This is a genomic window from Phyllobacterium sp. GQ127 (assembly GCF_059758635.1).
The window spans coordinates 1461357-1485448 of sequence record NZ_JCAXDZ010000001.1 but is presented as its reverse complement, the minus strand read 5'-3'; the positions used below and the strand labels follow the sequence as shown (position 1 = coordinate 1485448).

Below are 24092 nucleotides of genomic sequence, written 5' to 3'. Positions count from 1 at the left end.
TATTATAGCTTCAGCGATAGTTTGGCCAACTGCCTGGCTACTTCTTTCTTGCGGCTTGGATGAATGGCCAGAATATTGGCAACCCGTCCGGATGGAAAAGCGGAATCGATTGCCTGAACGTCGGGCAATCGATTGATCCTCCCATTCAGAACTTCCCATATCTGATAATCCCAACCTATCAGCCTGTCGTAAATTCCGCCGGGCGTCGTCTTTGACAAATTGGCAAGAACGTCGCGGTTTATCTCGATGAGCATTGTGGGAGTATATGCCGGGATCGTGTTTGTCGCGCCCTCCAAAAACAGGCCCTCTGCGCCTTCAATATCGACCTTGATGGAATCCGGCTTTAGCCCTTTTGCCATCACGTCCAGCGTCTCCACCTTTGTGCTCCGCTCGGATTTTGTATTGCCTGACCCCGCTACCAGACTTGTCGCTCCGGCATTGACCGAATATTCCGCTGTGTTGAGTTCCATCTCGCCAGGCTGATCGGCGAGAGCCAGTTGATGTACTTTGACCGTTTTCGAAAGCTTGTTTGCAATGATCGACTTGCTGAAAAGATTCCATAGATGAGGTAGCGGTTCAAACGAGACCACTTTCCCGTTGAACCCCGGCTTTGTGGCAATCGAAAGCGAGTAATAGCCGACATTGCCGCCTACATCGAAAAATGTACCATTGTCCGGCGTGACAGCTTTCATGATGTCTATGTCAAACTTCTCATATCCGCCGCTGAAAATACCAAACGTCATGTGATACTGACGCAGATCGAGATATATCTTGAAACTATTGGTCGTCTCGAACAGCAACTCGACGCTTTTGGGCACAAAATTGTTAAATATGATCTCGGCATGGCGCTGATGAAATTCGGATGAGGCGAAGAAGTTTCTGCGGTGCTGCTCAAGGGAAATCGTGCAAAGAGAGGACAGATTGTCCGATATTTTCAATTTCTCCTCGGCGTTGGCATCACGTCCGAGGATGAATTTATAACAGTTCAGAATATCGCCAAGATCAGTCATGTTGCCATCACGTTACTTCAGAAATCAGTGACCAAGGCTCACAGGATCAGGCTCGCCGGGCTATGAAATAATAAGCGTGAATTCCCGTCGTTGAACGGTCATGGATCAGATGTACATCGGTCATCTGGTTCTTGTGAAACAGCGCCATCACCGTGTTCGCGTCGTAATCATACATTTGAATATCAGGGTGATCATAATTATCCCTGTCGATGAAAACGGTTTCATTTTTGTAGTAATCATTGCGGAAATACATCATCCGGTCGTTATAATACTCGGCGCGGTTTGCGGTTTTGAACAGCGGAACGTGCAGCGAAGCAACACCGCCACTCTTCACACATTGCAAAAGATCATTGATGATAAAATAGCCCCGGCGCGGTTCAATGTGTTGCAAAACAATATAGCTATTGAGCCAATCGACTTTGACACCTTCCTTGACAAGGACCTCGGGTGACTCGACGCAGCGCACGTTTTTCAACCCGCGATTGGCGCAATTTTTCAAAGCAATATTTCGCATCGTTTCAGAAATATCGATGCCAATGGCATTTTTTGACTGCTCGGCGAGGGGGATCAGCAGTCTTCCTACCCCACAGCCAAAATCAATGATCGATTCAGTGGGAACCTCAAATTCCGGAACCAGACTTTTAATAAGCTTGGACAAATTGGCGATATCAGTCTGACCTGTGGCGAAGAATTCAGTTGCATCTTTTTTTGTCAATTTTTTCGATTTGAACTGGTCTTCTGTCAATACGGCCCAATAGGCATTGTCTTGAGCCAGTTTCTCCCAGTCTTCATTTGTATTGCGCATGGAATTCCCCTCGATCCAGTCAACTCATTTCAGGCAATTAAAAGTATTTTACATATATCTCAGCAAAGTATTTTCAGTATTAAATAGCATCAATGCAGCGCCTCTATAAGAACTGATTTTACCAAGTTGTGGCGGTTGGTGTACTGAACTTCCGGAAGAAATGGGTCCGGCGCCAATCTGGAGTATATTCCGAAGCTCTGTTCGATGAATTGTTCCAGGGAAATTTGCTTATATTCCTGGGGTACCTTGAACATGTAAGAGCCTCTCACGCCGAAAACTTCTCCTATTTCCGGGTAGACCGGATAGCATGCTCCTGAAGTCATCACGTCTGCTGGCACAAGATCTGTGCAATTGGGTTCGATGCCGCATTTTTCAAGAAATAATTGCGCGATATCGTGTATCGGCCGCGCCTTGGAGTGATTGATTCCGTACATGAAGCAATCGCCGCGTGTCCAAACCCTGAATTTGCGCGAAATATCGAGCCCGTGATTCATGAAGGTTTTCAGAAGCTGATCTCGCTCGATTTCCCATCGCGTGAAATAACCGCATCGTTCAAATACGTCGCGACGAAAGAGCGCCGTTGTTGTTTGAACATCGTATCCGGCTTGATAGGCGGCAAGCACAATCATTGAATGGAATGGCCCCAAGGGGCTATCCAACATTGCTCCCCGCGCTACCACCGTGCAAAGGTCCGGGTGATAAGCATCAAACTTTATGGACGGTATCTTGCTAAGATTGTCCAATGCTGAAAAATCATAGGCGAGGCCGTTAATGTCGGGGTGAATGATTACTTTCGCATATTGGGACAGCGTTTGTTTATAGTCATCAAGCTTGTTGCGGAACGACCAATAGTCGGCGTGATCGATCTTGATGCCATTGGTGAGCAATCGCAGTGAGTTCGCGAGTCCGAATGTATTGCAGTTGGAAACGAGTAGCCAATTATCCATGACAGGTTCTCGAGTTCGGGGTTACGGGCGCATCATCTCGATCTCGCGTTCGTCGCAAATGACATTGCGTTGCGGTGCTTCCGGAAGGGGCAACATTGTCGCCGCCGTCTTTTCTTCTTCCGGTTGAGACACATAATTTTTGACGAAGCAGCGCATGGCATGCGCCACACCGATTGAGTTTACCTCTCGATAATCGTCCTCATAATACAAGCCGCCCGCATAGCTGCCGGTTATGATCTCGTAGGAGGGAAAATAGTCCACCCAATCAAAACGCGCCAACATCTGTTCGGCAACTACCCGCAAAACGGATTTACTATAGGTGGTGGAAACAAGGACACTTCGGTCTTCATAGGTAGCGACTAGCGGTACTGGAGAGACAGTGAGCAGCACCTTAACGCGAGGATTGACCGCTTTCAGCTTTTCCAGAAAAAGAGTCATATCCATATCAACGTCAGCAACGTTGAAATTGATGAACTCGTATTTTTCAGCATCGTAAGCACCAGCGCTGACGCCAGGTGCCAGCGGAAAAACAGAGCCATCGGATCTCGATCGCCATGCTTCGGTCAGACCGAGCGTGAAAACGAAAACATCTGAATCGAGAAATACGGATTTAACTGCTTTAAGATGGGCGCGGCGTGCTTCCCTGACGGCTTCTTCCGTCTCATAGCCGTCCGGCTCAATGAGCGGACGAAATGGATCGACAAATTTGCCGTCCTTACGCCGCCAGGCGGTTTCCAGTGGTGTTCTTCCCTCAAAAACTTCCTCAAAAAGTTGCAAGAGCTGGCGGGCAGTATAGAGATTTCCGTAACGCGCAGAAAACACCCCGAAATTGCGGGAAATACGCTCCTGAGGGGGCAGGTCTTCACCGGATTCTGCAATCAAATAATGGAAACCTATCCGCTGCATCTGACGAGAGATATGTTGGGCGAAACAGCTTCCAGCCGTGGCAATTTTCATTGAACTGTCGATTTTGTACCGGGGATTTTCAACCGGATCAAAAAGATGGGTTTCCACTCGCGCAACCGAACGCCGCCACAACTGATAATCCTTGATTCCGACGTAGGGGTTGGTCATTTGTCCGCCTCCGCTATGATATTTTTGACGTGATTGTATCGGTCAGCAAAGAAATATTCGGCTGCAACTTCGCCCGGTGCCCATTTGGAATAGACCTCAAAACTTTTTTGAATGAACTCTTCCAGTGACATCAACCGGTATTCGCCCAGAACCTTGAACATGCGCGATCCGCGAAAGCCGAATGTTTCCGCAATTTCCGGGTAGACTGGAAGGCATATGCCGTCGACCAAGGTGTCGTGGGGTACAAGGTCAGATTTGTTTGTCTCAATGCCGATCGATTCAAGAAATACTCTCGCAACATCGTGAATTGGCCCAGCCTTTGGGTGACCGAGGCCATACATGAAGGACTGGCCGCGAGACCATGATCTGAAGGGCGCTGCTATATCGAGATTGAAGAATGAAAAAACTTTCATAAGCCGGTCCCGTTCCGGCTCCCATCGTGAAAGAAATCCGCACTGCTCGAATATTTCCCGCCGAAATAGTCGCTCGGTTTTCTCGACACTATAGCCCGCTTCAAAAGCGGCAAAAACCAGCATGGAATGATAGCCGGCCGTCGGGCCATAAATGCGCTGTCCGTCCGCAAAAAGATAACAAAGATCCGGATGATAGGCATCAAAGTCGATACCGGGAATTCGGCTGACGTTTTTCAGAAGAGAAAAATCATATTCTACGAATTGAATGGCAGGATTTATAATAACCCTATCATATCCCGGCATGGTTTCCTTGTACTTTTCGAGATTTTTCATCAGTTCGAAGACATCGAAACAGTCCAAGGTGAAACTGTTACTGAGAAGCTTTAAGGAGTTTGCCAATCCATATGTATTGCAGTTCGAAATCAGCAACCATTTTTCCAAGGGACGCTCTCTTCAAAGTGACTGTTACACAACGCTATATTCGATAGCTGCGGAATGGTTCCATTGCTCACAAAACTCGTCGGAATTCTCATGAACGGCTGTAAATCATTGTCAAATTACGACGTTGATCCGAGATAAGCCTTTTGGAGACTTATAAATCTATACAGATTGCGTCTTAACGCGTCATAATACGACCGTCGTACATTATCCTTTGAAGACTTGGTAAATGGCCGCTGGCATAAGCGCGGCAGTGCCCAACCTATGGCTGACGCAGAAGTTTTCGTCGCATCGTTTCGCAACAGCGAACTGTCAGATGACGTTTAAAGCGTGAAGTTTAAGCGACCCCGGTATCCGGTGATACCGGGGTTATGTGCGTTATGCCTCCGGCGCGTGGCAAACGGCCTCGATATTATGTCCGTCAGGGTCGATGACAAAGGCAGCATAATAATTGACGTGATAATGGGGGCGAAGACCAGGCGCACCATTATCTTTGCCACCAGCTTCCAAAGCTGCATGATAAAACGCGTCGACTTCCTGGCGGGTTTTTGCCGCGAAAGCCAAATGAATATGCGCTGGCTTTTCCTGGGTTTCGAACAGACACAATGAAGCCTCGCTTCCAGCGCTAAGCTCAATACCATATGAAGGCTCGCCCTCGGCGACGATAGTTACTCCCAGCGGTTTTAATGCCTCGACAAAAAATGCCCTGCTTGCAGCATAATCGCTAACGCCGAATTTGACATGATCAAACATTGGACCTCCTTGTTGCCTCGCTATTTTGCTGGAACAGGACAGTCCATGTCTCCATCCGTGCATTTGAGGTATAGTTTCAATTCCTGAATACGGGACCGAGTTTTATTATAGAGGCAAGAATTCGAGATAAAAGGGTATGCTGTTCCACCTTGAACGGTCGAACTTGAGAAGTTGCATTCCGCGTCTCGAAATCCAATCCAGGCTTTTTGTGCAGCCACCAAGAGTTTTGCGGTGTCCGGATCACCCTTTAATCGTCCTGCAATCTGCTTGTAGACCGAATTGAGTTCTCCGTCAGCTCTGGAATAAGCGTGCCCGGCACAAATATTCATGTCGGTCTGATTGGTCTTATCGCCACAGTTTTGCTGAGAATGTGCGAGTGAAATTCCTCCGAGAAATATGGCTGACGCCATAAACAGAACCTTCATTGCTTCTCTCTCCCTCTGAACAACGGATCAATGCCGCCTCGGCAGTCATATCAAACTGAAACAGGATTGTTGAGCCAATCGGCCAGCGCAAAATTTGCTCTAGGCGAAACAAAGCACCGTATGCTCGCCAATCTGTGCATATCGCCATTTGTTCGTATGAACCTCATGCATCAGATCGCGATCAATCAGCCTACGGAACTTGGCCAATAGTTGAGGGTGCTCAGAATAGGTGGTTAGAAAGAGCTTGTTCTGAAAAATCAGAAATGGTGCAAGGCGGCGGTTTGCAACGCGCATATATTCAAAGAAGCCTTCCGAAACACTAGGCCAATGTGGACCGAGGAAATCATCAAGCAGGATGACGCCGCCGGGTACGATCATTTCCTGAGCGAGCGTCATATCATTGATTACATGCTTGACCGTATGACCGCCATCGACCGAAAAAAGTCGCACACCAGAGCTTTTTAGCCGTTGTCGGATGGTTGCCGGTGTAAATGACATGCTGTCAGCCGAAATTGCTGTGACCTGCCGCTTCAGGTGGGAAAAATAACTGTCGAGATGCTGGTTAAACATCGACAATGACCCTTTCCCGCTATGATCAAGATTTTTTTCCTGGTCGTCAAAAAGGTCGATGGCAGTGCATTTCTCATTCGGTCTTGCCGTGGAAGCCATAAGGAAAAATAGTTTGCCGTGGTGCACACCGATTTCCACGATATCGCCAACGACATTATCTTCCAGCTGAATCTCCCTGATGAGCTTCAGAACATGGGGTACCCGGCTGCCTACCCAACCTTGGATGTTTATCCAAACATCTTTTAACGCGGTTCCAATTGGGTCGCTGTCATTTTCTACCGGAGTGTCGATGAATTCATCCCCCCTGCAATATGAAACTCCTGGAAACCTAGGAGCAATGATTGGGGGCAACAATACAAATCACGCCAGAAAAGCCCGGATGCAACGATTCCTGCGGAGCACGAAGATGCCATGGACAATTTTCCGGGAATTCGCCTATGTCGATCGTGCCTGCGGCATCCGAGGGCGATGGTTCATGATGATCGTCGTTCCCAAGCGGGATGGCCCATTACCCAGAGCGAAAGGTTGGAGGTGGCAGGGCCGATTAGTTGGTCGGCCCTATCGCGCATCATGACCGAAAAAATGCAAGAAGATCAGAGTTGATAGTATCCGCATGGGTCGTCGGCATCCCGTGCGGAAAGCCTTCGTAGGTCTTCAGCGTCCCGTTCTTCAAAAGCTTTGCCGACAATGGTGCTGAATCAGCATAGGGCACAATCTGATCATCGTCGCCGTGCATCACAAGCACGGGAACCGTGATTTTCTTGAGGTCTTCGGTGAAATCGGTTTGCGAGAAAGCAACAATTCCATCGTAATGTGCCTTGGCACCACCCATCATTCCCTGACGCCACCAATTATTGATCACTGCATCCGAAGGTTTGGCGTTTGGCCGATTGTAGCCATAGAAGGGGCCCGCAGCCACGGCATGATAGAATTCACTACGGCCTGCAGCGAGCTGTGCCTGAAAGCCATCAAATACATCTTTCGGCAAGCCATCCGGATTGGCATCGGTTTTCACCATGAGCGGTGGTACGGCACTTAGAATGGCTGCCTTTGCTACCCGAGCTTCGCCGTGGCGCGCGATATAGTGTACCACCTCACCGCCGCCAGTCGAATGCCCGACGTGAATGGCGTTTCTAAGGTCAAGTTTTTCCGTCAGTGCGGCAAGGTCATCGGCGTAGTGATCCATGTCGTGACCATCACCGACCTGAGCGGAGCGGCCGTGTCCGCGCCTATCATGTGCAATGACGCGAAAGCCATGATTCACGAAGAATATCATCTGTGCATCCCAGTCATCGGCCGAGAGTGGCCAACCGTGACTGAAGACAATAGGTTGGCCAGTGCCCCAGTCCTTATAGAATATCTCGACGCCGTCATTGGTGGTGATTGTAGACATTTGCTCTCCTTGACAAGATTGGACGATCTCATGCTGTACTTCGCAACCTCGGTTGCGTTTGCCTACCTGCTGGCCGCACTCCCCAAAGTATTTTCATTGAGCGTAACATCAAACATACCGTCAGAAAATATTGCTCAAATAAGCATATTTGCTAAGTCAATTCAGCAAGATGAAGGTCATAACCTCAGTCATGCAGGCGGCGGAGTTCATTGTGAACGAGTGTCCGGGCACTGATACCGAAAAGCTGGATATAGCCAAGCACACGCTCGTCAAATGTTATGATGGCAAAATGTCGCCCGGCGTTGCTCGCATGGCCTTTATTGAGGGGCCAAGGAAGCGGGCATTTACGTCGAAACGGCAGGCCGCCCGCCGCCTACCGGTAAGCTGGAAAAGTGGCGCAGAGCTTAGCCATGCCTTCCCCGCCTATGTTGGCGGTTTTGAGAACTGCTCCGATGGATGATTGAGGGCTGGAAGCTGCAAATCAGGTCACCCTACAGTGGCGACAAAAACATAGCCCGTTGCGATCTGTGAGAATCAAAGATGCCTTTGAATGGTCTTTGAGAACCACTTTAAGGTCATTCGAAAATATCGTCTGTTCTAAAATCGGGTGGCAAATTTTCAGAATCGCGCGGCGCGCTACAGTCATTTCACTATAACTTATTGAAATACCTACTCTTTAGGAGAATGGTAGCGAAGGAGGGATTCGAACCCCCGACACAAGGATTATGATTCCTCTGCTCTAACCTACTGAGCTACTTCGCCCCATATGTCTTGCGACCCGTAAATGGCTGCCTCATAAAGCTGACCTGGGAGCGCACTGTCATTCGCCGAAGACGGGCGACAGGGACGTGGGCGGATATATGTGGGTGGAATGGGCCTGTCAAGCAATCTTCTCTACCAGCAAGTCCAGAAATTGTCCGAAAACCGATTCATCACAGTTACCGTCTATGAAAAACCGGGAAAATCTATCCAATCGCGTTCCTTTTCGCCGTTGGTCACAACAATATTTACCATGCTTGTCCACTGTATGGGTTGAATTCTTTGGTAGCCATGTTTGCAACACTTGTGTTCGTTAGTTGCTCCAGATATTGCATGCGGGCATGAACAAGGCTGAAAAGATGGCTCCACGAATTGCAGTGCTCGGTTGTGGTTATTGGGGCAGCAATCATATCCGTACATTGAAAAGCCTCGGCGCGCTTTACGCCGTGGCTGATCAAAATAGCGATCGCGCTGCGGGCTTTGCTGCCGAGCAGGGTGTATTGCATATTGAGGTCGAAGACCTTTTCACTCATCCTGACGTTGATGCCATCGTCATGGCACTGCCGCCGCAGTTTCACGCTGCAGCCGCAATACGCGCCGTAAACAACGGTAAAGACGTTCTTGTCGAAAAGCCGATTGCCTTGACCGTGCCTGATGCGGAGGCAGCCGTGAAGGCTGCCCGCGATAATAATCGCATCTTCATGGTTGGCCATGTTCTTCGTTTTCATCCGGCCTTTGAGAAATTGCTGGAATTGATCAAGGTCGGCGATCTTGGTGATGTTCGCTATATCCACTCGCACAGACTGGGTCTTGGAAAATTTCATACGGAAAATGATGCGCTATGGGATCTTGCGCCGCATGACTTGTCGATGATTCTTGCAATCACCGGCACCGAGCCATTGGAAGTGCGGGGCGAGGGTGCAGCGGTTCTGGATCATTTGAGTGATTTCGCCCATCTTCATCTGCGGTTTCCAAACAATGTGCGGGGGCATCTGTTTGCCTCGCGGCTTAATCCCTATCGCGAGCGCCGCTTGACGGTGGTCGGGACCAAGGCCATGGCAGTTTTCGACGATATGGAGCCGTGGGACCGCAAGCTGGCTGTCTACAAACATTCGATCTGGCAGGATAATGGCCAGTGGGCTTCGACCACGGAAGAGCCGAGCTATATCAAGGTCGCGCAAGGAATGCCGCTGACGCGCGAATGCCAAAGCTTCATTCACAGCATCCAAACGCGTGAAGAGCCGAAAACCGATGGCGAAGAGGCCGTTCGCGTCTTGCGTATCCTGACGGCAGGCACCGTGGCTCACAACAAGGCCGGCTAACCTTCCTTGCCCTCCGGGATCGGCGTTGTTAGAACGGCCACGCCTTGTTACAAGAAGAGGCAAACTTTGAACGGCAACATCTGGCGGTTGTCGATCCGCCCTTTTAAAGAGTTGCCTAGATCTCGCCCGCAATGGATTCGCGGGAAACTTTTATTGGAGCAATGATGCAGTTCATCGATCTCGGCGCACAGCGTGAACGGATTAGCGGCAAACTTGACGCGGCCATCGCTAAAGTGGTGCGTGAAGGCAAATATATTCTCGGTCCGGAAGTCGCCGAATTTGAGAAACGCCTGGCCGATTATATCGGCGTTGAACACGTCGTTGCCTGCGCTAACGGCACGGATGCGCTGCAAATTCCACTGATGGCCAAGGGCATTGGTCCTGGCGATGCGGTGTTTGTTCCAAGCTTTACCTTTGCTGCAACAGCCGAAGTTGTTGCATTGGTCGGTGCGGAGCCGGTGTTTATCGATGTCGATCCCGACACCTACAACATTAATGTTGAGCAATTGCAGGCAGCGGTTGATGCGGTTCGGGCCGAAGGCCGGTTGCAGCCCAAGGCTGTTATTCCCGTTGACCTGTTTGGCCTGGCTGCGAATTACACCTCCATTTCGGCAGTCGCCGCCAAAGAAGGCCTGTTTGTTATCGAGGATGCTGCGCAGTCTATTGGCGGCAAACGTGACAATGCCATGTGCGGTGCCTTTGGAGACGTCGGCGCAACCAGTTTCTATCCGGCAAAGCCACTTGGTTGCTATGGCGATGGCGGCGCGATGTTTACCAATAATGGCGAGTTGGCCGAAATAATGCGGTCCGTGCTTTTCCACGGCAAAGGCGAAACCCAATATGACAATGTGCGCATCGGCCTGAACTCGCGACTGGATACGATTCAAGCGGCGATCCTCATCGAAAAACTGGCAATTCTTGAAGATGAGATGGAAACGCGGCAGGTTGTTGCCAAGCGCTATGCTGCAGGCTTGAAGGATATTGCCAAGGTTGCTGTCATGCCGGAAGGTTCGCGTTCAGCCTGGGCACAATATGCTATCGAAACTGAAAACCGTGATGGGCTGAAAGCACATCTGCAAGCGAACGGCATTCCTTCGGTTATTTATTACGTGAAGCCTCTGCATTTGCAGGATGCATATAAGCATTATGGCCGCGCACCGGGCGGGCTTCCGGTTTCAGAAACTTTGCCGAAGAATATACTCTGCCTGCCGATGCATCCTTATCTCAGCGCGGATGATCAAGACAGGATCATTGCTACGATCCGCGATTTTCATGAAAAAGGGGCCTGAGGCCCCAATTTCTCAAATATGATGATGTGATCAGGCGTGCAGACTGCTCTGTGCGGCCAGCTTCTTGAGCATGGCTTCGGCCTGTGGAGCGCGTTCCGAACGGCCGATGAAGCCGCCGCCATAAACGCGGGCTGTGTTGCTGTCGTCGGAATAAAGAACACAGGCCTGGCCCGGTGCAATACCGCTTTCGCCATCAACCAGTTCCACCCATGTTTCACCAGCCTGATGATGTAGAACTGCAGGGCGGGGCGGGCGTGTTGAACGCACTTTGGCATAAATTTCGACACCGTTTTCCGAGATGTCGGTCAATGCTTCATCGCCGAGCCAATTGACGTCGCGCAAATAGACTTTTCGGGTCTCAAGCGCTTCGCGTGGCCCAACGACCACGCGCGCATTGGCAGCGTCGAGATGCACGACATACAATGGATCGCCTGTGGCGACGCCAATTCCGCGACGCTGACCGATAGTGTAATGGACAATACCCTCATGCCGCCCAAGCACGCGGCCATCTATATGGACAATGTCGCCGGGATTTGCCGCTTCCGGCTTTAATTTCGAGATAATGTCGGAATATTTGCCTTGCGGGACAAAGCAGATGTCTTGGCTATCCTGCTTATTGGCAACGGTCAGGCCAAGTTCTTCGGCGATGGCACGCGTCTCCGCCTTGGTCAGTCCACCGAGTGGAAAGCGCAAATAATCGATTTGTTCCTGCGTTGTGGCGAACAGAAAATAGCTCTGGTCTTTATCGGTGTCTACGGGACGGAACAGCGAGCGGTGCGCACCATTTGCACGGCTGCGAATATAATGACCCGTTGCAAGGGCGTCGGCACCGAGGTCACGGGCTGTTTGCAACAGATCGGCAAACTTCACGGTCTGATTGCAGGACACGCATGGAATCGGCGTTTCGCCGCTAACATAGCTGGCAGCGAAGGGATCAATGACTGCTTCACGAAAGCGCGCTTCGTAATCGAGTACGTAGTGGGGGATGCCAATGCGCTCGGAAACCCTGCGCGCGTCTTCGATATCCTGGCCGGCACAACAGGAACCAGCACGGTGAGTCGAGGCGCCATGATCATAAAGTTGCAAGGTTACGCCAACAACGTCATAGCCCTGGCGTTTAAGAATGCCTGCGACAACAGAGGAATCCACGCCGCCGGACATGGCAACGACGATACGAGTGTCTTCCGGCCGAGCCGGTAGATCGAGACTGTTCAGTGTCATAAGCAATTCCAATTGGATGCAGCGGCATAAAAGCGCATGGCTGTTGTCCGCTCTATATAGGTGAAATGGGAGGGCCTGCCAACAAGAACCGGCATCACAACTATTTTTTCCCGCGAAGTCTGTTTCGCCTGCTTGTCCGGAACTTTGATCAGCTGCTTGGCGGGTTCGGCTAAAGTTTAACAAAAACAATATGATTCCATTAACCGAAGTTACCAGAGAGTGACTACGTGTTTAGTCAATTATTAAAGCCCTGCATGTATTGTCAGCTGCGATAGGTCTTGAAGTTAAGTGTAGAGAGTACAATGACCGATCTTGTTCGACCGAGAGTAAAATATGTAATCGGCCCGGATGGCAGCCCGCTGACCATCGCCGATCTTCCACCCGCTAGCACGCGGCGTTGGGTAATTCGCCGCAAGGCCGAGGTGGTTGCCGCTGTACGCGGCGGTCTTCTCAGTCTTGAGGAAGCCTGCCAACGCTATACACTAACGGTGGAAGAGTTCCTGTCCTGGCAGTCGTCGATCTCGGATCACGGCTTGGCAGGTCTTCGAACGACCCGGATACAGCAATATCGTCATTAGATGATGGTGCCTATAAACGTGGAAAAGGCTGGTCTTCGGATCAGCCTTTTCCTTTTTGACCGATTTGCTTGTGTATCGTAGGGGCAGTCAGTCGCTAGTTTTCGGCATCCTTGCGCACAACGAAATGGGTGGCAACAGCCGAAAGTATGGCGGATATGGTGAAAAACCACAGGCCAGGTTGAGCAATCGCAGTGGCGAGGTCGCTGGTCTTGGCGCCGAAAATCACCAAAGCCACCAATAAGACGTCCAACATTGACCATTTCGACAGGAACGCAACGGAATGGCGCCATTTGTGTCTTGCGGGGGTGGTCTGCAGAGCCGTCATTTGAGCCACTCCAAGCTTTGTGATTGGCAAAACGACGGAAAAGAGTGCGACAATTATTGCGAGCAATTGATCGCCGCCGCCCCACAGGGATTGTATGATACCGAGCAGTGACGGGTTTTCTTCAAAGAAATACAGTTTACTGACATTCATCAGGGGCATGGTCAGACCGAGTGCCAATGTGAATGTAGCAATAAACAGAAGTAACGGAACAATTGATCGCATTGACAACAGAGTTTCCAGTTAGCCTGTCAGGGCTATGGCACAGGATGGTTGCATCTATCCAGAGCAAAGCAATTTTTGGCAACGCCTGCGCCTTTAATTTCTGGCCGGACGTGAACAAACGCGATACAGACGTAATACAGTCTCGATAAGCACAGATATTGGATAGAAAATCATATGCGTACTAAAATCGGCTTTTTTCTGGTTTTCATTGGATTGGCAACCTCTGCCTTTGCTCTGGAGAGCGGTGCGCCACCGGTACTGAAGCCTTTGACTGAGCAGGCGCAAGCTGCGCATTTAAGCGCGCAATTTCTTATCCAATATCACTATAAGACTGTGCCACTGGGCGACGAGCTTTCCGAGAAAATCCTCAATCGCTATATCAAATCGCTTGATCCGGAGAAATTTTTCTTCTCGCAAGCGGATATTGATGTCTTCAATGCCGATAAAGACAAGCTGGATGACGGTATTTATGGTGAGGATCTGACGATCCCTTTTACCATTTTCAACCTTTACGAACAGCGCGTGGTGGAACGTCTCAACTATGCTCGCGACTTGCTGAAGCAAAATTTCGATTTCAGCACCAAGGAAGATTTTCCAATTGTTCGTGACGATGAGGCATGGCCGAAGACCGAAGCAGAAAGTCGCGATCTATGGCGCAAGCGCGTCAAGAATGATTGGCTGCGTTTGAAGTTGGCTGGAAATGATGATGCAACCATCCGCAAAACGCTCGAAAAGCGTTACGCCAATTCGCTTTCCCGCGCCTACAAATACAAAAGTGAAGATGTTTTCCAGATATTCATGAATGCCTATACAAACTCGATAGAGCCTCATACGGACTATTTTGGACCTACGGCGGCGTCGGATTTTGATATTTCCATGCGTCTTTCGCTGGTCGGAATCGGCGCTGTCCTACAGGAGCGCGAAGAGTACACAACCATTCGCGAGCTGGTCGCAGGTGGTCCAGCTCAGCTATCCGGGCAATTGGGCGTGGGTGACAGGATCGTTGGCGTTGCACAGGGCAAGGACGGCGAAATGGTCGACGTTGTCGGGACGCCGCTTCCAGATGTGGTAAAACTCATCCGGGGCACAAAAGACACGGTGGTTCGTCTCAGCATATTTCCATCCGACGCCGGACCTGATGGCAAACATCGCGAGATCAGCCTTGTTCGCAATACCATTAACCTGGAGAAACAGGCTGCAAAGAAGACCGTATTGCAGGTAAAGAATGGCGATGTGACCAATAAGGTAGGCGTCATTACCCTACCGACTTTCTACGAAGATTTCGATGCCCGCCGCAGAGGTGACAAGGATTACCGTAGCGCCAGTCGAGATGTTTCCAGACTGTTGACTGAACTGAAGAAAGAGCAGGTTGATAGTGTGATTATCGATTTGCGTAATAATGGCGGTGGGTCGCTGCCGCAAGCAATCGAGTTGACAGGGCTTTTTGTCGGCAAGGGGCCAGTCCTTCAGCAGCGCAACCATGAAGGCCAGATCAAGGTGAATGGTTCCGACGCGCGTTCAGCAGCCTGGACAGGCCCGCTTGGCGTTCTGATCAATCGCGGATCGGCCTCGGCGTCGGAAATCTTCGCAGCAGCAATACAGGATTATGGCCGTGGCATCATTATTGGTGAGCCTAGCTTTGGCAAAGGCACTGTACAAACCGTGGTCAATCTTGACGAAGAGGCCAACAATCCCAAGCCCGAATTCGGTGAATTGAAAATGACGGTCGCCCAGTTCTTTCGCATAAATGGCGGCACCACGCAGCTAAGGGGCGTCTTACCCGACATTAGTTTGCCGGGTTTTTCCGATCTCGAAAATTTGGGTGAGGCGAGCTATGACAATGCTCTGCCATGGCTTCAGATTAAAAAGGCTGATTATAAGCAGCTCGGTGACATTAAGGACCTGCTGCCCCAGGTGCAGACGCTACATAATGAGCGCGTGACAAAGGATAAGGATTTCCAACGTCTCGTGGAAGATGCGGCTGAACTCGAACGTCGTCGGAAACAAAAAGCGATCTCGCTGAACGAAACAGAACGACGTAATGAGCGCGAGCAGCAGTTGAGCCGTATCAAAGCCCGCGAGAAGGCTGATGGTGTGACACCGCTCGACGCGGCCTTTCAGGAGGACGGACTTCAGGCCAATGAGCGCAGCCTGAGCGCTGACATTGCAAGTGAGAAAGCATTGAAAAATGCCAAGGACGTGTTGCTCGAAGAATCTGCTCACATACTCGTGGACGTGACGGCGCTTACGAATGGCTCCTCAAGCACGGCAGGAAAAGCGGTAAAGCAATAGGTGCGCTCGCTCGAGACCCTCGGAGATTTGAATGTCTGAAAATATCAAGATTGAAAAGAAAGAGGCTGGAAGCGGCGGGCGCTATGTAGCCACACTGTCCGGCCATGAAGCGGAAATGGCCTATTCGCGGGCAAGTCCCAAGCTCATCATTATTGACCATACGGCCGTGCCCGATGCACTGCGTGGGCAGGGCGTGGGGCAGGCTTTGGCTTTACACGCAGTTGAAGATGCAAGGGCTGGCGGCTGGAAGATCATTCCGCTATGCCCATTCATGCGCGCCCAGTCGCTTAGGCACGAAGAATGGGCTGATGTCATTCAGCAAAAATGAGACGTTTTGATAGATTCGCGCGGGTTGCCGAACTCTATCAAAATGTCTCCGTCAACCGATCATTGCACGGCGGTCGGGCACGACAACTTCTTCGGCTTCTCTTGGCTTGCCATCACGCTGCTCGAGCGCTTCGGCCTTTGCCAATTCTTTTTCCGATTCCACAAGCGCAGCCTCCGCCTCATCTTTCTGATTCTTCAGGTCTCTGATCGATACAAAAAGATTATCGCGACGCTGACGTGCAGCTTTTGCGAAGGTCGGGTAGGCAAAATGCGTTGTGTCGGTGATGCCGGCTTTCGTCTCCTCAGACGTTATCTGTGCGTCTAGTTCGGCAGCCATACGTTCGAATTCACCCATCATCAGGTCAAGCTGGCCGAGTTGGCGGCGCTTCTCCTTAACCTGAAACAGCTTCAATCGTACTAAACCTTCATGCGACTTCATATTTACTACCCCCGTAACGCTTCACCAAAAGCTGGTACTCTGAGTGCTGTGAAACCCTTCCTGGCGCTCATCCAGCCCCATTCGACCCGAATCACTTGGGTAAAATGAAACAAAAACTTAAAGACAGGCCCGCTTGGTAACCTTTCCTTTACGTTCAGCATTAATCATACGCCTTAAGACTTAAAGCTCTGTAAACTGATGCATCAAGTTTTGAAGCGGCAAGTTTATTGAGTCGAATGAATCGCTTAGGTGGAAAACCTGATGCTTTGGCTGATGGTATTTTGGCGGCGAGTTGACCTTATGAATCAATGCAGTGTCTGCGATTTTTAATTTATGAGTCAAAGACACTTGCAAAGCGGAATTAGATTTTGTTAACCATTCGGTGGCAATCTTAACGTTATGGAAACGGCTTGTTTCGCGACCTGACTCGGGATTGCCTGACCTAGGGTTTTGGGCAACCCATTTCAGCGGCGGGAAAAGGGGAATGATATGCGGGTTCTTTTAATCGAAGATGATAGTGCAACGGCCCAGAGCATCGAATTGATGCTCAAGTCGGAAAGCTTCAATGTTTATACGACGGATCTGGGCGAAGAGGGTGTCGATCTCGGCAAGCTCTACGACTATGACATTATCCTCCTCGACCTCAATCTGCCGGACATGTCCGGTTATGAAGTCCTGAGGACCCTGCGTCTGTCGAAGGTAAAAACACCAATCCTTATCCTTTCCGGCATGGCTGGTATTGAGGACAAGGTGCGTGGTCTCGGCTTCGGCGCTGATGACTATATGACCAAGCCATTCCACAAGGATGAGCTGGTTGCTCGTATCCATGCAATCGTGCGCCGCTCAAAGGGCCATGCTCAATCGGTTATCACAACAGGTGATCTGATCGTAAACCTGGATGCAAAGACTGTAGAAGTCACTGGCCAGCGCGTTCACCTGACTGGTAAGGAGTACCAGATGCTGGAGCTTCTTTCGCTGCGCAAGGGTACGACACTTACCAAGGAAATGTTTCTCAACCATCTCTATGGCGGTATGGACGAGCCGGAATTGAAGATCATCGACGTCTTCATCTGCAAGCTGCGCAAGAAGCTCGACAACGCCTCAGGTGGTATCAATTATATCGAAACGGTCTGGGGTCGCGGTTATGTTCTTCGTGAACCGGATGCCGCTGATCTTCGCGAAATTGCCTGATCACTATAATTTAAAAAAGGGCTCCGCGAAAAGCGGAGCCATTTTTATTTTTGATGCGCGCTCAATCTATTAAATCCAAACGTCATTCTGCGCTGTGCGCTGGCTGTCCAGGTCGCCGGTGTTGAGCACGCCGCGCGGTTCGATCAGCATCAGTTTCACTTCTTTTTCCGCGTAGGGTTTATGCTCTACGCCTTTTGGGACAACATACATCTCGCCCGCTCGCAATGTGACTGCGCCGTCGCGAAAATCGATGCGTAGCTCGCCTTCGAGCACGATGAACGTTTCATCGGTATCTTTATGATCGTGCCAGATAAAATCTCCCTCCAGCCGGGCGATTTTGAACTGGTAATCATTCATTTCAGCAATGACTTTGGGTTGCCACTGTTCGGAAAACAGCTCGAACTTGTGACTGAAGTTGATTGCTTGGCGGGATTGTAATGATGTGTCATTGCTCATGGTGGAGGCTCTCTGGCTGACGGGACATTATCGTGGCGCGTTTCCGGCGTTGGTCAGATCTTCGCCTTGGGCGGATAAATAGTTTCGCCCCGTTCTAACATGTCGACGAATTTTTCAATCCTGCTGGCACGTGTCTTTGCTTGTTTTGCGGTAAAAATCCGGTGAAGAATGGCGTAGCGATTGGTTTTGTTGATCCGTTCGAAGAACTCCCTTGCAACCGGATTCAGATCAAGGGCCAATTGGAGGTCGTCCGGGACTTGTGCAGTGCTTGGGGGAGCATAGGCGGCGTCCCATCGGCCATCGGCTTTTGCCCGTTCGACTTCGGCCAATCCTGCTGACGTCATCCTGCCTTGTTCGATCAGCTCGGTGGCTTTTGAGCAGTTGCGTTGAGACCATTTGCTTTGAGCTTTGCGCGGCGTATAGCGCAAAAGCCAGAAATCGTCGTCGAATTTGTCGCTCTGACTGTCGATCCATCCATGACATAATGCGCTATCAATAGACTCCGCATGGGAAATGCTCGCCATACCGGCGTTCTTCTTGGCAAGCTTGAGCCAAAGCCCTTGCGAGGTACGTGGCTGTTCACTCAGCCAAGCTTCAAACTGTGCAGCTGAGTCAAACTGAATTATCGGAAGCTCAGATTTCGCTGGCATTTAGGTTCCAACTTCAATCGGCGGCATGATTTCTGCAAGCGATGCGCGGTTGAACGGTTTCAGCAAGTATCCTGCTGCTCCAGCGCGTTTTGCACGCATGATTCTGGTGATATCCATTTCCGGCAGGCAGAGATAGATTTTCGTGCTGTCGCCGCCAGGCAGTGCTCGAATTGTTTGGATTATTTCTGTTGCGGGCATATCGATGAGCCCGTCATCCAAAATGATCATGTCCGGCATTTCGACACTGCATGCGGCCACGGTCTGGTAACCAGTATCAGCTGTCGTCACAACGACTTTGTCGCTGGAGATCAGACGGCCAGCGACTTTTCGCACCACAGGTGAGCCGTCAACGATCATACAACGCAGCATAAGTTCCCCCGAACCGGACAGCCATCTCAGCTATTCAGGTGGTGAACCTATAGGCCGCCCGTGAATAAACAGGCAAGCGGAATGGTAAATATTGAAATACCGCCGGAGTTACCGGCGGTAACCCGTATGAGACTTAAGCGGCGGTAAAGATAATTTCTTCCGGTGTCGCATGGATGGAAATGGTCATGCCGGATTCTTGCGCCAACAAAAGCGTATAATAAGGTTGAACCGCGTGCGCATCGATTGCTTCTTCAGGAACTTTGCCGCTGTGAAGCTCAAGAAACTTTGGTGGCACGCGCAGCATCGGTCCCCGCGAGGTCAGGACAAAGCGCGGTTCGGTTTCCGGCGTTTGCAGGGAAACCGACAAGGTACCACCGCGTGGCAGGGCCGCATTGGCGATCAGGATGAGATTCAGCAGCAACTTAACTTTGTTCTTGGGCAAAAGAACGCGATTGCCCTCCCAGCTCAGTTCCGCTTTTTCGCCCTTCATATATTGTTCTGCAACATTGTGAGCGTCGCCTGTATCGATTTGTACTCCTGCCGATCCGGCAGCACCAAAAGCGATGCGGGCAAATTGCAGACGGGCAGAGGCACTGCGCGCGCTGGACTTGATAAGGTTCATCGCATCTTCGTCTGCGCCACCCTCTTCGAGCAGCTCAAGACCGTTGTTTATGGCTCCAACGGGCGAAATAATGTCGTGGCATATCCGGCTGGAAAGGAGCGCTCCAAGGTCAGTTGCCGAAAGGATGACGGGCAATGTCATAAGGGGTCTCCTGAAAATGAGCTTTATGGTTCTAAGTTCCCCGCGAATCAAAGCCGCGAATCACTTGGTTCTCGTGCTCTTCTGGATATAGAGGGCGGTGCGGATGGGCAAGAACGTCATGCAGCAGGATGAAAATGCCTAAAAAATGCAATTTTAACGAGCCATTGAAATGCCAAGATCAATTCATAAACTTTTATACAAGGTTTGCTGTCTTAAATAGGGTTAACGCAAACACAGATTTGCGAATCAGGCGTCGGACAATGAGCGAACACCAAAAGGAATTATTATGGCGTCTCTACTCTTGTCTTTGAATCGTGGCTTTCTCCTTCTCATGACCGTGGTGTCATTGTTTTTTGTGCAGGCGCAAGCAGCGCATGCTCAGAATACTTATACGATGGACGAAATCGTCAATTCCGGTCAGAGATTTTTCGGTTCGACCTCTGGCGGTCTGGCGACGGCCGTCGAGAAGGTTTTTCAAAGTTATGGTCTGCCGAATGGCTATGTCCTCGGCGAAGAAGGTTCTGGAGCCATTATCGGCGGTCTGACCTATGGCGAAGGCTCGCTCTATACGAAGAACGCAGGTGACCACAAAACCTTCTGGCAAGGACCCTCCATCGGTTGGGATTTTGGTGGTCAGGGATCGCGCGTCATGATGCTTGTCTATAATCTTGACGATGTGCAAAGTCTCTATGGACGTTTCGTTGGCGTGGCCGGCTCTGCCTATCTCTTTGCAGGTGTCGGGTTCAATGTTCTTAAGCGCAATCAGGTCTTGCTGGTACCGATCCGGACCGGTGTTGGAGCGCGCCTGGGTGTCAATGTCGGCTATTTGAAGATTACCCCTTCAGCGACGTGGAACCCGTTTTGATTTCTTGAAAACGGCGTTTGAAAGCCAAGGCGCGGGCAACCCAGTTCGCGCCTTTGTATTTTTAACACCTGACTGATAATAAGATTGTGTCGAGAAGACCTCTGACAGGACCCTATAGTGATCCAGACCGCGCTTTATTTTGCTCTTGGATTTCTGGCTGCCGTATTATTGGCATTGCTGGTAGTTCCGCCAATCTGGCGCCGTGCAACTTACTTAACTCGCAGACGCGTTGAAGCTGAAATACCCCTTACCCTGAATGAAATACAGGCGCAGCGTGATGGTTTGCGGGCTGAACACGCACTGGCTAACCGCAAGCTTGAACTTATGCTGGAGAATGCCAAGGAAAAGGCGGGACGGCTGCTTGCGGATGTGAGCGAAAAGGACAGGCTCGCAGCAAAGTTTGCGCAGGAGCTGGAGCAGCGCGAACAACGAATTTCCGAGCTAGAGGCGATATTGGCTTCGGATAAGGAAAACCTCAATAAATTGACAGCAGCAAGCGCGGCACAAGAAAAACTGCTGGAACAGCGTGCGGCAGAACTGGAACTGTTGCATCGCCGGTTGGCTGGTCTTGCGACGAATGCGGATAGTCTCAAGATAGATTTGGCCGCTCAATCGGCCCGTATCGATAATCTTTCTGATGACCTCAAGACCGCACGCAAAGACAAACGAGAAAGCGACGAACAGAAACGTAAGGCTGAAACAGAATTGAAAGCGCTACGCAGCTCGCTTGAGCAGGAAATCAGGCAAAGGTCTGAACTGGATAAACAAGCCAGCGCTCTTTTGCGGCAGCTTACAGATAGTGAAGCCAAACTTGCGCGACGTGAAAAAGATATCGAGCGTGTAAATGAGCGTTTGCGCAAGGTCCTTGCGGCAGAGAGAAAGCAGCCTGCAGTAACGGGCGAGGTGGCCCGGGGCAAACAGGCCTTTGTCCAGGCGCAAGAAGGCGATGTCTTGCGGGACCAGATGAACGATCTGGCTGCGCAAGTTATAGCAATGACTGCGAAGCTTGAGGGCTCAGAGTCGCTGATTAACGACTTGCTGGGTACGAGCAGCAATGGTTCGGAAGTGCGTGATGCGGATGGCAAGATTATTGTAAGTCTTGGCGATCGTATACGCGCGCTTCAGCAGGCCGCGTCACAAGCTGGCAAAGCGGCTGAGCCGCGATAAGGCAATCCCCGATGCGGTTGCAACATTAAGACTGTCGAAATCCGAAGACATGGGGATTCTGGCTGTTTGCAGTTGTTGCAAAAGGGCAGGAGGAAGACCTTCGCCTTCAGTCCCGAGCAAAAGCGCTGTTCTTTGTGCCGGCTGGACAGAGTTAATGCTGGTTAATCCGGAAGGACTGAGGCCAAAAAGTGTAAAGCCGGCATCCTGCAATGTCTCAATGATCGCCTCAATAGGGCCCTGCTGCGCGAAAGGAACCTTGAGTGTTGCCCCGACCGACACTCTTATCGCCTTGCGATAAAGCGGGTCGCAGCTGGTCTCGTCCATTATGACGCAATCTGCTTCAAAGGCTGCCGCGTTGCGGAAAATCGAACCCATATTATCATGATTGGATATGCCACAGAGCACAACGACCAAAGCCGTTGGGGAAAGCGTATCTATAAGGGCCTGCACGGATAGCGGGTTCATTCGCCTGCCAACAGCCAAGATTCCCCTGTGCATGGGGAAACCCGCAATCGCATCAATCGTTGTGCGAGAGACGCAATAAATCGGCACATCTGCTGGACATAAGCGGATTTGGTCTTTGAGGCCCACCAACCTGTTTTCAATGATCAGCAGAGATTCAATGGCGAACGACCTGTTGGCCAAGAGCACATTAAGGACGACCTTACCCTCTGCAATAAAGCGCCCCTCACGCCCCACCAGATCACGTTCCCTGACATTTCTATAGGGCGCAAGCCGCTCGTCCTCAGGACCAGCAATGCGGGTAATCCGCTGCTCCAGCCAAACGTCCGGATTAGCGTCGCTCACACCGGGGCCTGTTCCGCTGCTAGACCGGCGCGTGCCTGGCCAGCCATGCGCACCAATGTCATATGCATATCTTTTGCAGATTCCAGCGGCTTTTCAAAGAATATACGAGCCACTTCATCGCCATCCGCAATGTCAAACCCATCCGCATCAATACCGGTTATCCGCCATTTGCCATCCGGTAGCTTGGCATAATAACGGGCATATAAAGCGATCGCTTCAGCATGATCCTCGTTCATGTGATCGACAGCGTTCTTTTCTGCTTCAGCAAGTTCTGGGTTGACAGGGCTTAAGCTCAACCAATCCTTTGCTTCCAGTTGGTAAGCGCGTCCGAAACCACCATTCAATTTGGTATTTTCCGGTTCCAGCCGGAAAAACCGGAAATCGCCAAGGCCGACATAGAGTTTCGATTTGGGCAGGTGTGAAAGGTAGCGCCATTCAATACGGGCGTGTTCAGGAGTGCCTTTGACTATTTCCCGCGCTTTTGCAGAAATTGTCATCCGCGGATAGGCGAGGGGATCTCCCTTGCCAAGTTCACCAACCAAGAGCGAGCATCGCGGGTCGGCCAGCAAAGCAGGCGTATGAGCAGCAAGGGCAGAAACCAGGGTAATTGGAGTGCCGTCATGGTCTGTGGAAATGCCGATACGTGTTGCGATGGGGTTGCCGGTGTTTGGTTCCAGCGTTGCAATGACTGCATGTCGGGCGCTTCGCATCAAACGGCGTATAAGCCGGATCGCGCTGTCATCCATCTCACGCAAAACGTCCATCTTTTCGCTCACGTCATATCCTCAATCAGTCAGGAGCAAGTTTTTGCTCTGGGAATATCTGATTGATAAGAGGTGCAGCGAATTGGGACAAGTCCCGAAGTCTTATATCAGGCGGCGATTGCCTGATTATCATTGATCCCTGCATCTCTCATGCAGTCGGCAAGCAGATCAAGATCGACCGGTCCGATCGTGCAAAGGACTGGCGCGACATCCTCGGCTGCCACCTGCAATGACATCAATTCGCGCAGTGCGTCCATGAGTGATTCGCGCGTATCATATCGTGGTGGAGGAGAACGCATGAGCTTGCCCTTCGGACCTCATTTAGTTGCCCAAGATTAACTCGATAGTGGTAAACAAATTCTTAATTATGCCATTATTAGGATTTTCGTGCTATTGCATTGGATAAAATAAACGCATAATTTCAATTAGATAGATGTTGGATATCCAGAATTGTATTT

28 protein-coding genes and 1 tRNA gene are annotated in these 24092 nt (G+C 50.7%); 9 read left to right on the top strand and 20 right to left on the bottom strand.

The genetic code is table 11. From position 1 onward, the window contains the following. Positions 1-2: 2 nt before the first annotated feature. The 9 genes from AC6CHM_RS07565 to AC6CHM_RS07525 form a co-directional block, all read right to left on the bottom strand. Positions 3-1010, bottom strand: coding sequence for an FkbM family methyltransferase (locus AC6CHM_RS07565; protein ID WP_115052337.1), 1008 nt, complete (start codon positions 1008-1010; stop codon positions 3-5). 46 nt (positions 1011-1056) lie between these two features. Further along, positions 1057-1815 (bottom strand): class I SAM-dependent methyltransferase, encoded by a 759-nt coding sequence (locus AC6CHM_RS07560; RefSeq protein ID WP_115052338.1) that lies wholly within the window; start codon positions 1813-1815, stop codon positions 1057-1059. An 89-nt stretch (positions 1816-1904) separates the two neighbouring features. Then, on the bottom strand, positions 1905-2762 hold the full coding sequence (locus tag AC6CHM_RS07555; RefSeq protein ID WP_498172543.1) for a WcbI family polysaccharide biosynthesis putative acetyltransferase: 858 nt from the start codon (positions 2760-2762) through the stop codon (positions 1905-1907). Between the two features lie 21 nt (positions 2763-2783). Next, the gene (locus tag AC6CHM_RS07550) at positions 2784-3836 is read right to left on the bottom strand and encodes a GSCFA domain-containing protein (protein ID WP_307279725.1); all 1053 of its coding nucleotides are present in this window, start codon (positions 3834-3836) and stop codon (positions 2784-2786) included. After that, entirely contained in the window at positions 3833-4678 is an 846-nt protein-coding gene (locus tag AC6CHM_RS07545; RefSeq protein ID WP_115052341.1) for a WcbI family polysaccharide biosynthesis putative acetyltransferase, read from the bottom strand. Before AC6CHM_RS07545 ends, AC6CHM_RS07550 begins: the two co-directional genes overlap by 4 nt. Positions 4679-5065: 387 nt before the next feature. Further along, entirely contained in the window at positions 5066-5440 is a 375-nt protein-coding gene (locus AC6CHM_RS07540; RefSeq protein WP_336439671.1) for a VOC family protein, read from the bottom strand. 20 nt (positions 5441-5460) lie between these two features. Beyond that, the gene (locus AC6CHM_RS07535) at positions 5461-5865 is read right to left on the bottom strand and encodes a lysozyme inhibitor LprI family protein (RefSeq protein ID WP_115052343.1); all 405 of its coding nucleotides are present in this window, start codon (positions 5863-5865) and stop codon (positions 5461-5463) included. A 99-nt stretch (positions 5866-5964) separates the two neighbouring features. Continuing rightward, positions 5965-6561, bottom strand: coding sequence for a class I SAM-dependent methyltransferase (locus AC6CHM_RS07530; RefSeq protein WP_498172677.1), 597 nt, complete (start codon positions 6559-6561; stop codon positions 5965-5967). Between the two features lie 442 nt (positions 6562-7003). Then, positions 7004-7828: an alpha/beta fold hydrolase gene (locus AC6CHM_RS07525; RefSeq protein ID WP_498172539.1), complete on the bottom strand. Its 825-nt coding sequence runs from the start codon at positions 7826-7828 to the stop codon at positions 7004-7006. 169 nt (positions 7829-7997) lie between these two features. Here AC6CHM_RS07525 and AC6CHM_RS07520 point away from each other — a divergent pair, with 169 nt between their 5' ends. Further along, positions 7998-8288 (top strand): DUF982 domain-containing protein, encoded by a 291-nt coding sequence (locus tag AC6CHM_RS07520; RefSeq protein WP_498172537.1) that lies wholly within the window; start codon positions 7998-8000, stop codon positions 8286-8288. 225 nt (positions 8289-8513) lie between these two features. Here the strand turns inward: AC6CHM_RS07520 and AC6CHM_RS07515 are convergent. After that, a tRNA-Met gene (locus AC6CHM_RS07515) sits at positions 8514-8590 on the bottom strand. A 356-nt stretch (positions 8591-8946) separates the two neighbouring features. Between AC6CHM_RS07515 and AC6CHM_RS07510 the strand changes: the two genes are divergently transcribed. Together AC6CHM_RS07510 and AC6CHM_RS07505 are read left to right on the top strand one after the other, a co-directional pair. Continuing rightward, positions 8947-9909: a Gfo/Idh/MocA family protein gene (locus AC6CHM_RS07510; RefSeq protein WP_115053217.1), complete on the top strand. Its 963-nt coding sequence runs from the start codon at positions 8947-8949 to the stop codon at positions 9907-9909. 164 nt (positions 9910-10073) lie between these two features. Beyond that, the gene (locus AC6CHM_RS07505; protein WP_307286208.1) at positions 10074-11198 is read left to right on the top strand and encodes a DegT/DnrJ/EryC1/StrS family aminotransferase; all 1125 of its coding nucleotides are present in this window, start codon (positions 10074-10076) and stop codon (positions 11196-11198) included. A 30-nt stretch (positions 11199-11228) separates the two neighbouring features. On the opposite strand, the gene mnmA is transcribed toward AC6CHM_RS07505, so the two are convergent. Continuing rightward, positions 11229-12419: a tRNA 2-thiouridine(34) synthase MnmA gene (gene mnmA, locus AC6CHM_RS07500; protein ID WP_307279708.1), complete on the bottom strand. Its 1191-nt coding sequence runs from the start codon at positions 12417-12419 to the stop codon at positions 11229-11231. A 302-nt stretch (positions 12420-12721) separates the two neighbouring features. Between mnmA and sciP the strand changes: the two genes are divergently transcribed. Then, positions 12722-12997: a CtrA inhibitor SciP gene (gene sciP, locus AC6CHM_RS07495; RefSeq protein ID WP_008124404.1), complete on the top strand. Its 276-nt coding sequence runs from the start codon at positions 12722-12724 to the stop codon at positions 12995-12997. A 94-nt stretch (positions 12998-13091) separates the two neighbouring features. Here sciP and AC6CHM_RS07490 read toward each other — a convergent pair whose 3' ends face one another. Further along, positions 13092-13544 carry a paraquat-inducible protein A gene (locus AC6CHM_RS07490; RefSeq protein ID WP_498172676.1) on the bottom strand — a complete coding sequence of 151 codons (453 nt, stop codon included), beginning with the start codon at positions 13542-13544 and terminating at the stop codon, positions 13092-13094. A gap of 174 nt (positions 13545-13718) precedes the next feature. On the opposite strand from AC6CHM_RS07490, the gene AC6CHM_RS07485 reads away from it, so the two are divergent. Together AC6CHM_RS07485 and AC6CHM_RS07480 are read left to right on the top strand one after the other, a co-directional pair. Beyond that, positions 13719-15836, top strand: coding sequence for a carboxy terminal-processing peptidase (locus AC6CHM_RS07485; protein WP_498172535.1), 2118 nt, complete (start codon positions 13719-13721; stop codon positions 15834-15836). A 31-nt stretch (positions 15837-15867) separates the two neighbouring features. Further along, positions 15868-16164 (top strand): GNAT family N-acetyltransferase, encoded by a 297-nt coding sequence (locus AC6CHM_RS07480; RefSeq protein ID WP_115052349.1) that lies wholly within the window; start codon positions 15868-15870, stop codon positions 16162-16164. 51 nt (positions 16165-16215) lie between these two features. On the opposite strand, the gene AC6CHM_RS07475 is transcribed toward AC6CHM_RS07480, so the two are convergent. Then, entirely contained in the window at positions 16216-16602 is a 387-nt protein-coding gene (locus AC6CHM_RS07475) for a flagellar export protein FliJ (protein WP_115052350.1), read from the bottom strand. Between the two features lie 489 nt (positions 16603-17091). Between AC6CHM_RS07475 and ctrA the strand changes: the two genes are divergently transcribed. Further along, positions 17092-17793, top strand: a complete 702-nt coding sequence (gene ctrA, locus AC6CHM_RS07470; RefSeq protein WP_008124398.1) for a response regulator transcription factor CtrA — start codon at positions 17092-17094, stop codon at positions 17791-17793. A 69-nt stretch (positions 17794-17862) separates the two neighbouring features. Here the strand turns inward: ctrA and AC6CHM_RS07465 are convergent, their stop codons facing one another. From AC6CHM_RS07465 to chpT, 4 genes are all read right to left on the bottom strand, one after another. Beyond that, positions 17863-18249: a cupin domain-containing protein gene (locus tag AC6CHM_RS07465; protein WP_337354440.1), complete on the bottom strand. Its 387-nt coding sequence runs from the start codon at positions 18247-18249 to the stop codon at positions 17863-17865. 53 nt (positions 18250-18302) lie between these two features. Then, positions 18303-18899, bottom strand: coding sequence for a YdeI/OmpD-associated family protein (locus tag AC6CHM_RS07460; protein ID WP_498172532.1), 597 nt, complete (start codon positions 18897-18899; stop codon positions 18303-18305). Then, a complete protein-coding gene (locus tag AC6CHM_RS07455; protein ID WP_115052353.1) occupies positions 18900-19268 on the bottom strand; it encodes a response regulator in 369 nt (122 codons plus the stop codon). It lies immediately after the preceding gene. A gap of 133 nt (positions 19269-19401) precedes the next feature. Next, positions 19402-20031, bottom strand: coding sequence for a histidine phosphotransferase ChpT (gene chpT, locus AC6CHM_RS07450; RefSeq protein ID WP_115052354.1), 630 nt, complete (start codon positions 20029-20031; stop codon positions 19402-19404). 331 nt (positions 20032-20362) lie between these two features. Here chpT and AC6CHM_RS07445 point away from each other — a divergent pair, with 331 nt between their 5' ends. Continuing rightward, entirely contained in the window at positions 20363-20896 is a 534-nt protein-coding gene (locus tag AC6CHM_RS07445; RefSeq protein ID WP_307286202.1) for a DUF1134 domain-containing protein, read from the top strand. A gap of 117 nt (positions 20897-21013) precedes the next feature. Further along, positions 21014-22063 carry a coiled-coil domain-containing protein gene (locus AC6CHM_RS07440; protein WP_337354442.1) on the top strand — a complete coding sequence of 350 codons (1050 nt, stop codon included), beginning with the start codon at positions 21014-21016 and terminating at the stop codon, positions 22061-22063. Here AC6CHM_RS07440 and AC6CHM_RS07435 read toward each other — a convergent pair. The 3 genes from AC6CHM_RS07435 to AC6CHM_RS07425 form a co-directional block, all read right to left on the bottom strand. After that, the gene (locus AC6CHM_RS07435) at positions 22031-22843 is read right to left on the bottom strand and encodes a TrmH family RNA methyltransferase (protein WP_354344553.1); all 813 of its coding nucleotides are present in this window, start codon (positions 22841-22843) and stop codon (positions 22031-22033) included. The genes AC6CHM_RS07440 and AC6CHM_RS07435 overlap by 33 nt on opposite strands. A 23-nt stretch (positions 22844-22866) precedes the next feature. Continuing rightward, positions 22867-23646: a HugZ family pyridoxamine 5'-phosphate oxidase gene (locus AC6CHM_RS07430; RefSeq protein ID WP_115052357.1), complete on the bottom strand. Its 780-nt coding sequence runs from the start codon at positions 23644-23646 to the stop codon at positions 22867-22869. 95 nt (positions 23647-23741) lie between these two features. After that, entirely contained in the window at positions 23742-23933 is a 192-nt protein-coding gene (locus tag AC6CHM_RS07425; RefSeq protein ID WP_115052358.1) for a hypothetical protein, read from the bottom strand. Positions 23934-24092: the final 159 nt, after the last annotated feature.

Coding starts and splice junctions, on each gene's coding strand:
- AC6CHM_RS07565 (WP_115052337.1), bottom strand. CDS start 1,010: ATGACTGATCTTGGCGATATTCTGAACTGTTATAAATTCATCCTCGGA.
- AC6CHM_RS07560 (WP_115052338.1), bottom strand. CDS start 1,815: ATGCGCAATACAAATGAAGACTGGGAGAAACTGGCTCAAGACAATGCC.
- AC6CHM_RS07555 (WP_498172543.1), bottom strand. CDS start 2,762: ATGGATAATTGGCTACTCGTTTCCAACTGCAATACATTCGGACTCGCG.
- AC6CHM_RS07550 (WP_307279725.1), bottom strand. CDS start 3,836: ATGACCAACCCCTACGTCGGAATCAAGGATTATCAGTTGTGGCGGCGT.
- AC6CHM_RS07540 (WP_336439671.1), bottom strand. CDS start 5,440: ATGTTTGATCATGTCAAATTCGGCGTTAGCGATTATGCTGCAAGCAGG.
- AC6CHM_RS07535 (WP_115052343.1), bottom strand. CDS start 5,865: ATGAAGGTTCTGTTTATGGCGTCAGCCATATTTCTCGGAGGAATTTCA.
- AC6CHM_RS07525 (WP_498172539.1), bottom strand. CDS start 7,828: ATGTCTACAATCACCACCAATGACGGCGTCGAGATATTCTATAAGGAC.
- AC6CHM_RS07520 (WP_498172537.1), top strand. CDS start 7,998: ATGAAGGTCATAACCTCAGTCATGCAGGCGGCGGAGTTCATTGTGAAC.
- AC6CHM_RS07510 (WP_115053217.1), top strand. CDS start 8,947: ATGGCTCCACGAATTGCAGTGCTCGGTTGTGGTTATTGGGGCAGCAAT.
- AC6CHM_RS07505 (WP_307286208.1), top strand. CDS start 10,074: ATGCAGTTCATCGATCTCGGCGCACAGCGTGAACGGATTAGCGGCAAA.
- mnmA (WP_307279708.1), bottom strand. CDS start 12,419: ATGACACTGAACAGTCTCGATCTACCGGCTCGGCCGGAAGACACTCGT.
- sciP (WP_008124404.1), top strand. CDS start 12,722: ATGACCGATCTTGTTCGACCGAGAGTAAAATATGTAATCGGCCCGGAT.
- AC6CHM_RS07490 (WP_498172676.1), bottom strand. CDS start 13,544: ATGCGATCAATTGTTCCGTTACTTCTGTTTATTGCTACATTCACATTG.
- AC6CHM_RS07485 (WP_498172535.1), top strand. CDS start 13,719: ATGCGTACTAAAATCGGCTTTTTTCTGGTTTTCATTGGATTGGCAACC.
- AC6CHM_RS07480 (WP_115052349.1), top strand. CDS start 15,868: ATGTCTGAAAATATCAAGATTGAAAAGAAAGAGGCTGGAAGCGGCGGG.
- AC6CHM_RS07475 (WP_115052350.1), bottom strand. CDS start 16,602: ATGAAGTCGCATGAAGGTTTAGTACGATTGAAGCTGTTTCAGGTTAAG.
- ctrA (WP_008124398.1), top strand. CDS start 17,092: ATGCGGGTTCTTTTAATCGAAGATGATAGTGCAACGGCCCAGAGCATC.
- AC6CHM_RS07465 (WP_337354440.1), bottom strand. CDS start 18,249: ATGAGCAATGACACATCATTACAATCCCGCCAAGCAATCAACTTCAGT.
- AC6CHM_RS07460 (WP_498172532.1), bottom strand. CDS start 18,899: ATGCCAGCGAAATCTGAGCTTCCGATAATTCAGTTTGACTCAGCTGCA.
- AC6CHM_RS07455 (WP_115052353.1), bottom strand. CDS start 19,268: ATGCTGCGTTGTATGATCGTTGACGGCTCACCTGTGGTGCGAAAAGTC.
- chpT (WP_115052354.1), bottom strand. CDS start 20,031: ATGACATTGCCCGTCATCCTTTCGGCAACTGACCTTGGAGCGCTCCTT.
- AC6CHM_RS07445 (WP_307286202.1), top strand. CDS start 20,363: ATGACCGTGGTGTCATTGTTTTTTGTGCAGGCGCAAGCAGCGCATGCT.
- AC6CHM_RS07425 (WP_115052358.1), bottom strand. CDS start 23,933: ATGCGTTCTCCTCCACCACGATATGATACGCGCGAATCACTCATGGAC.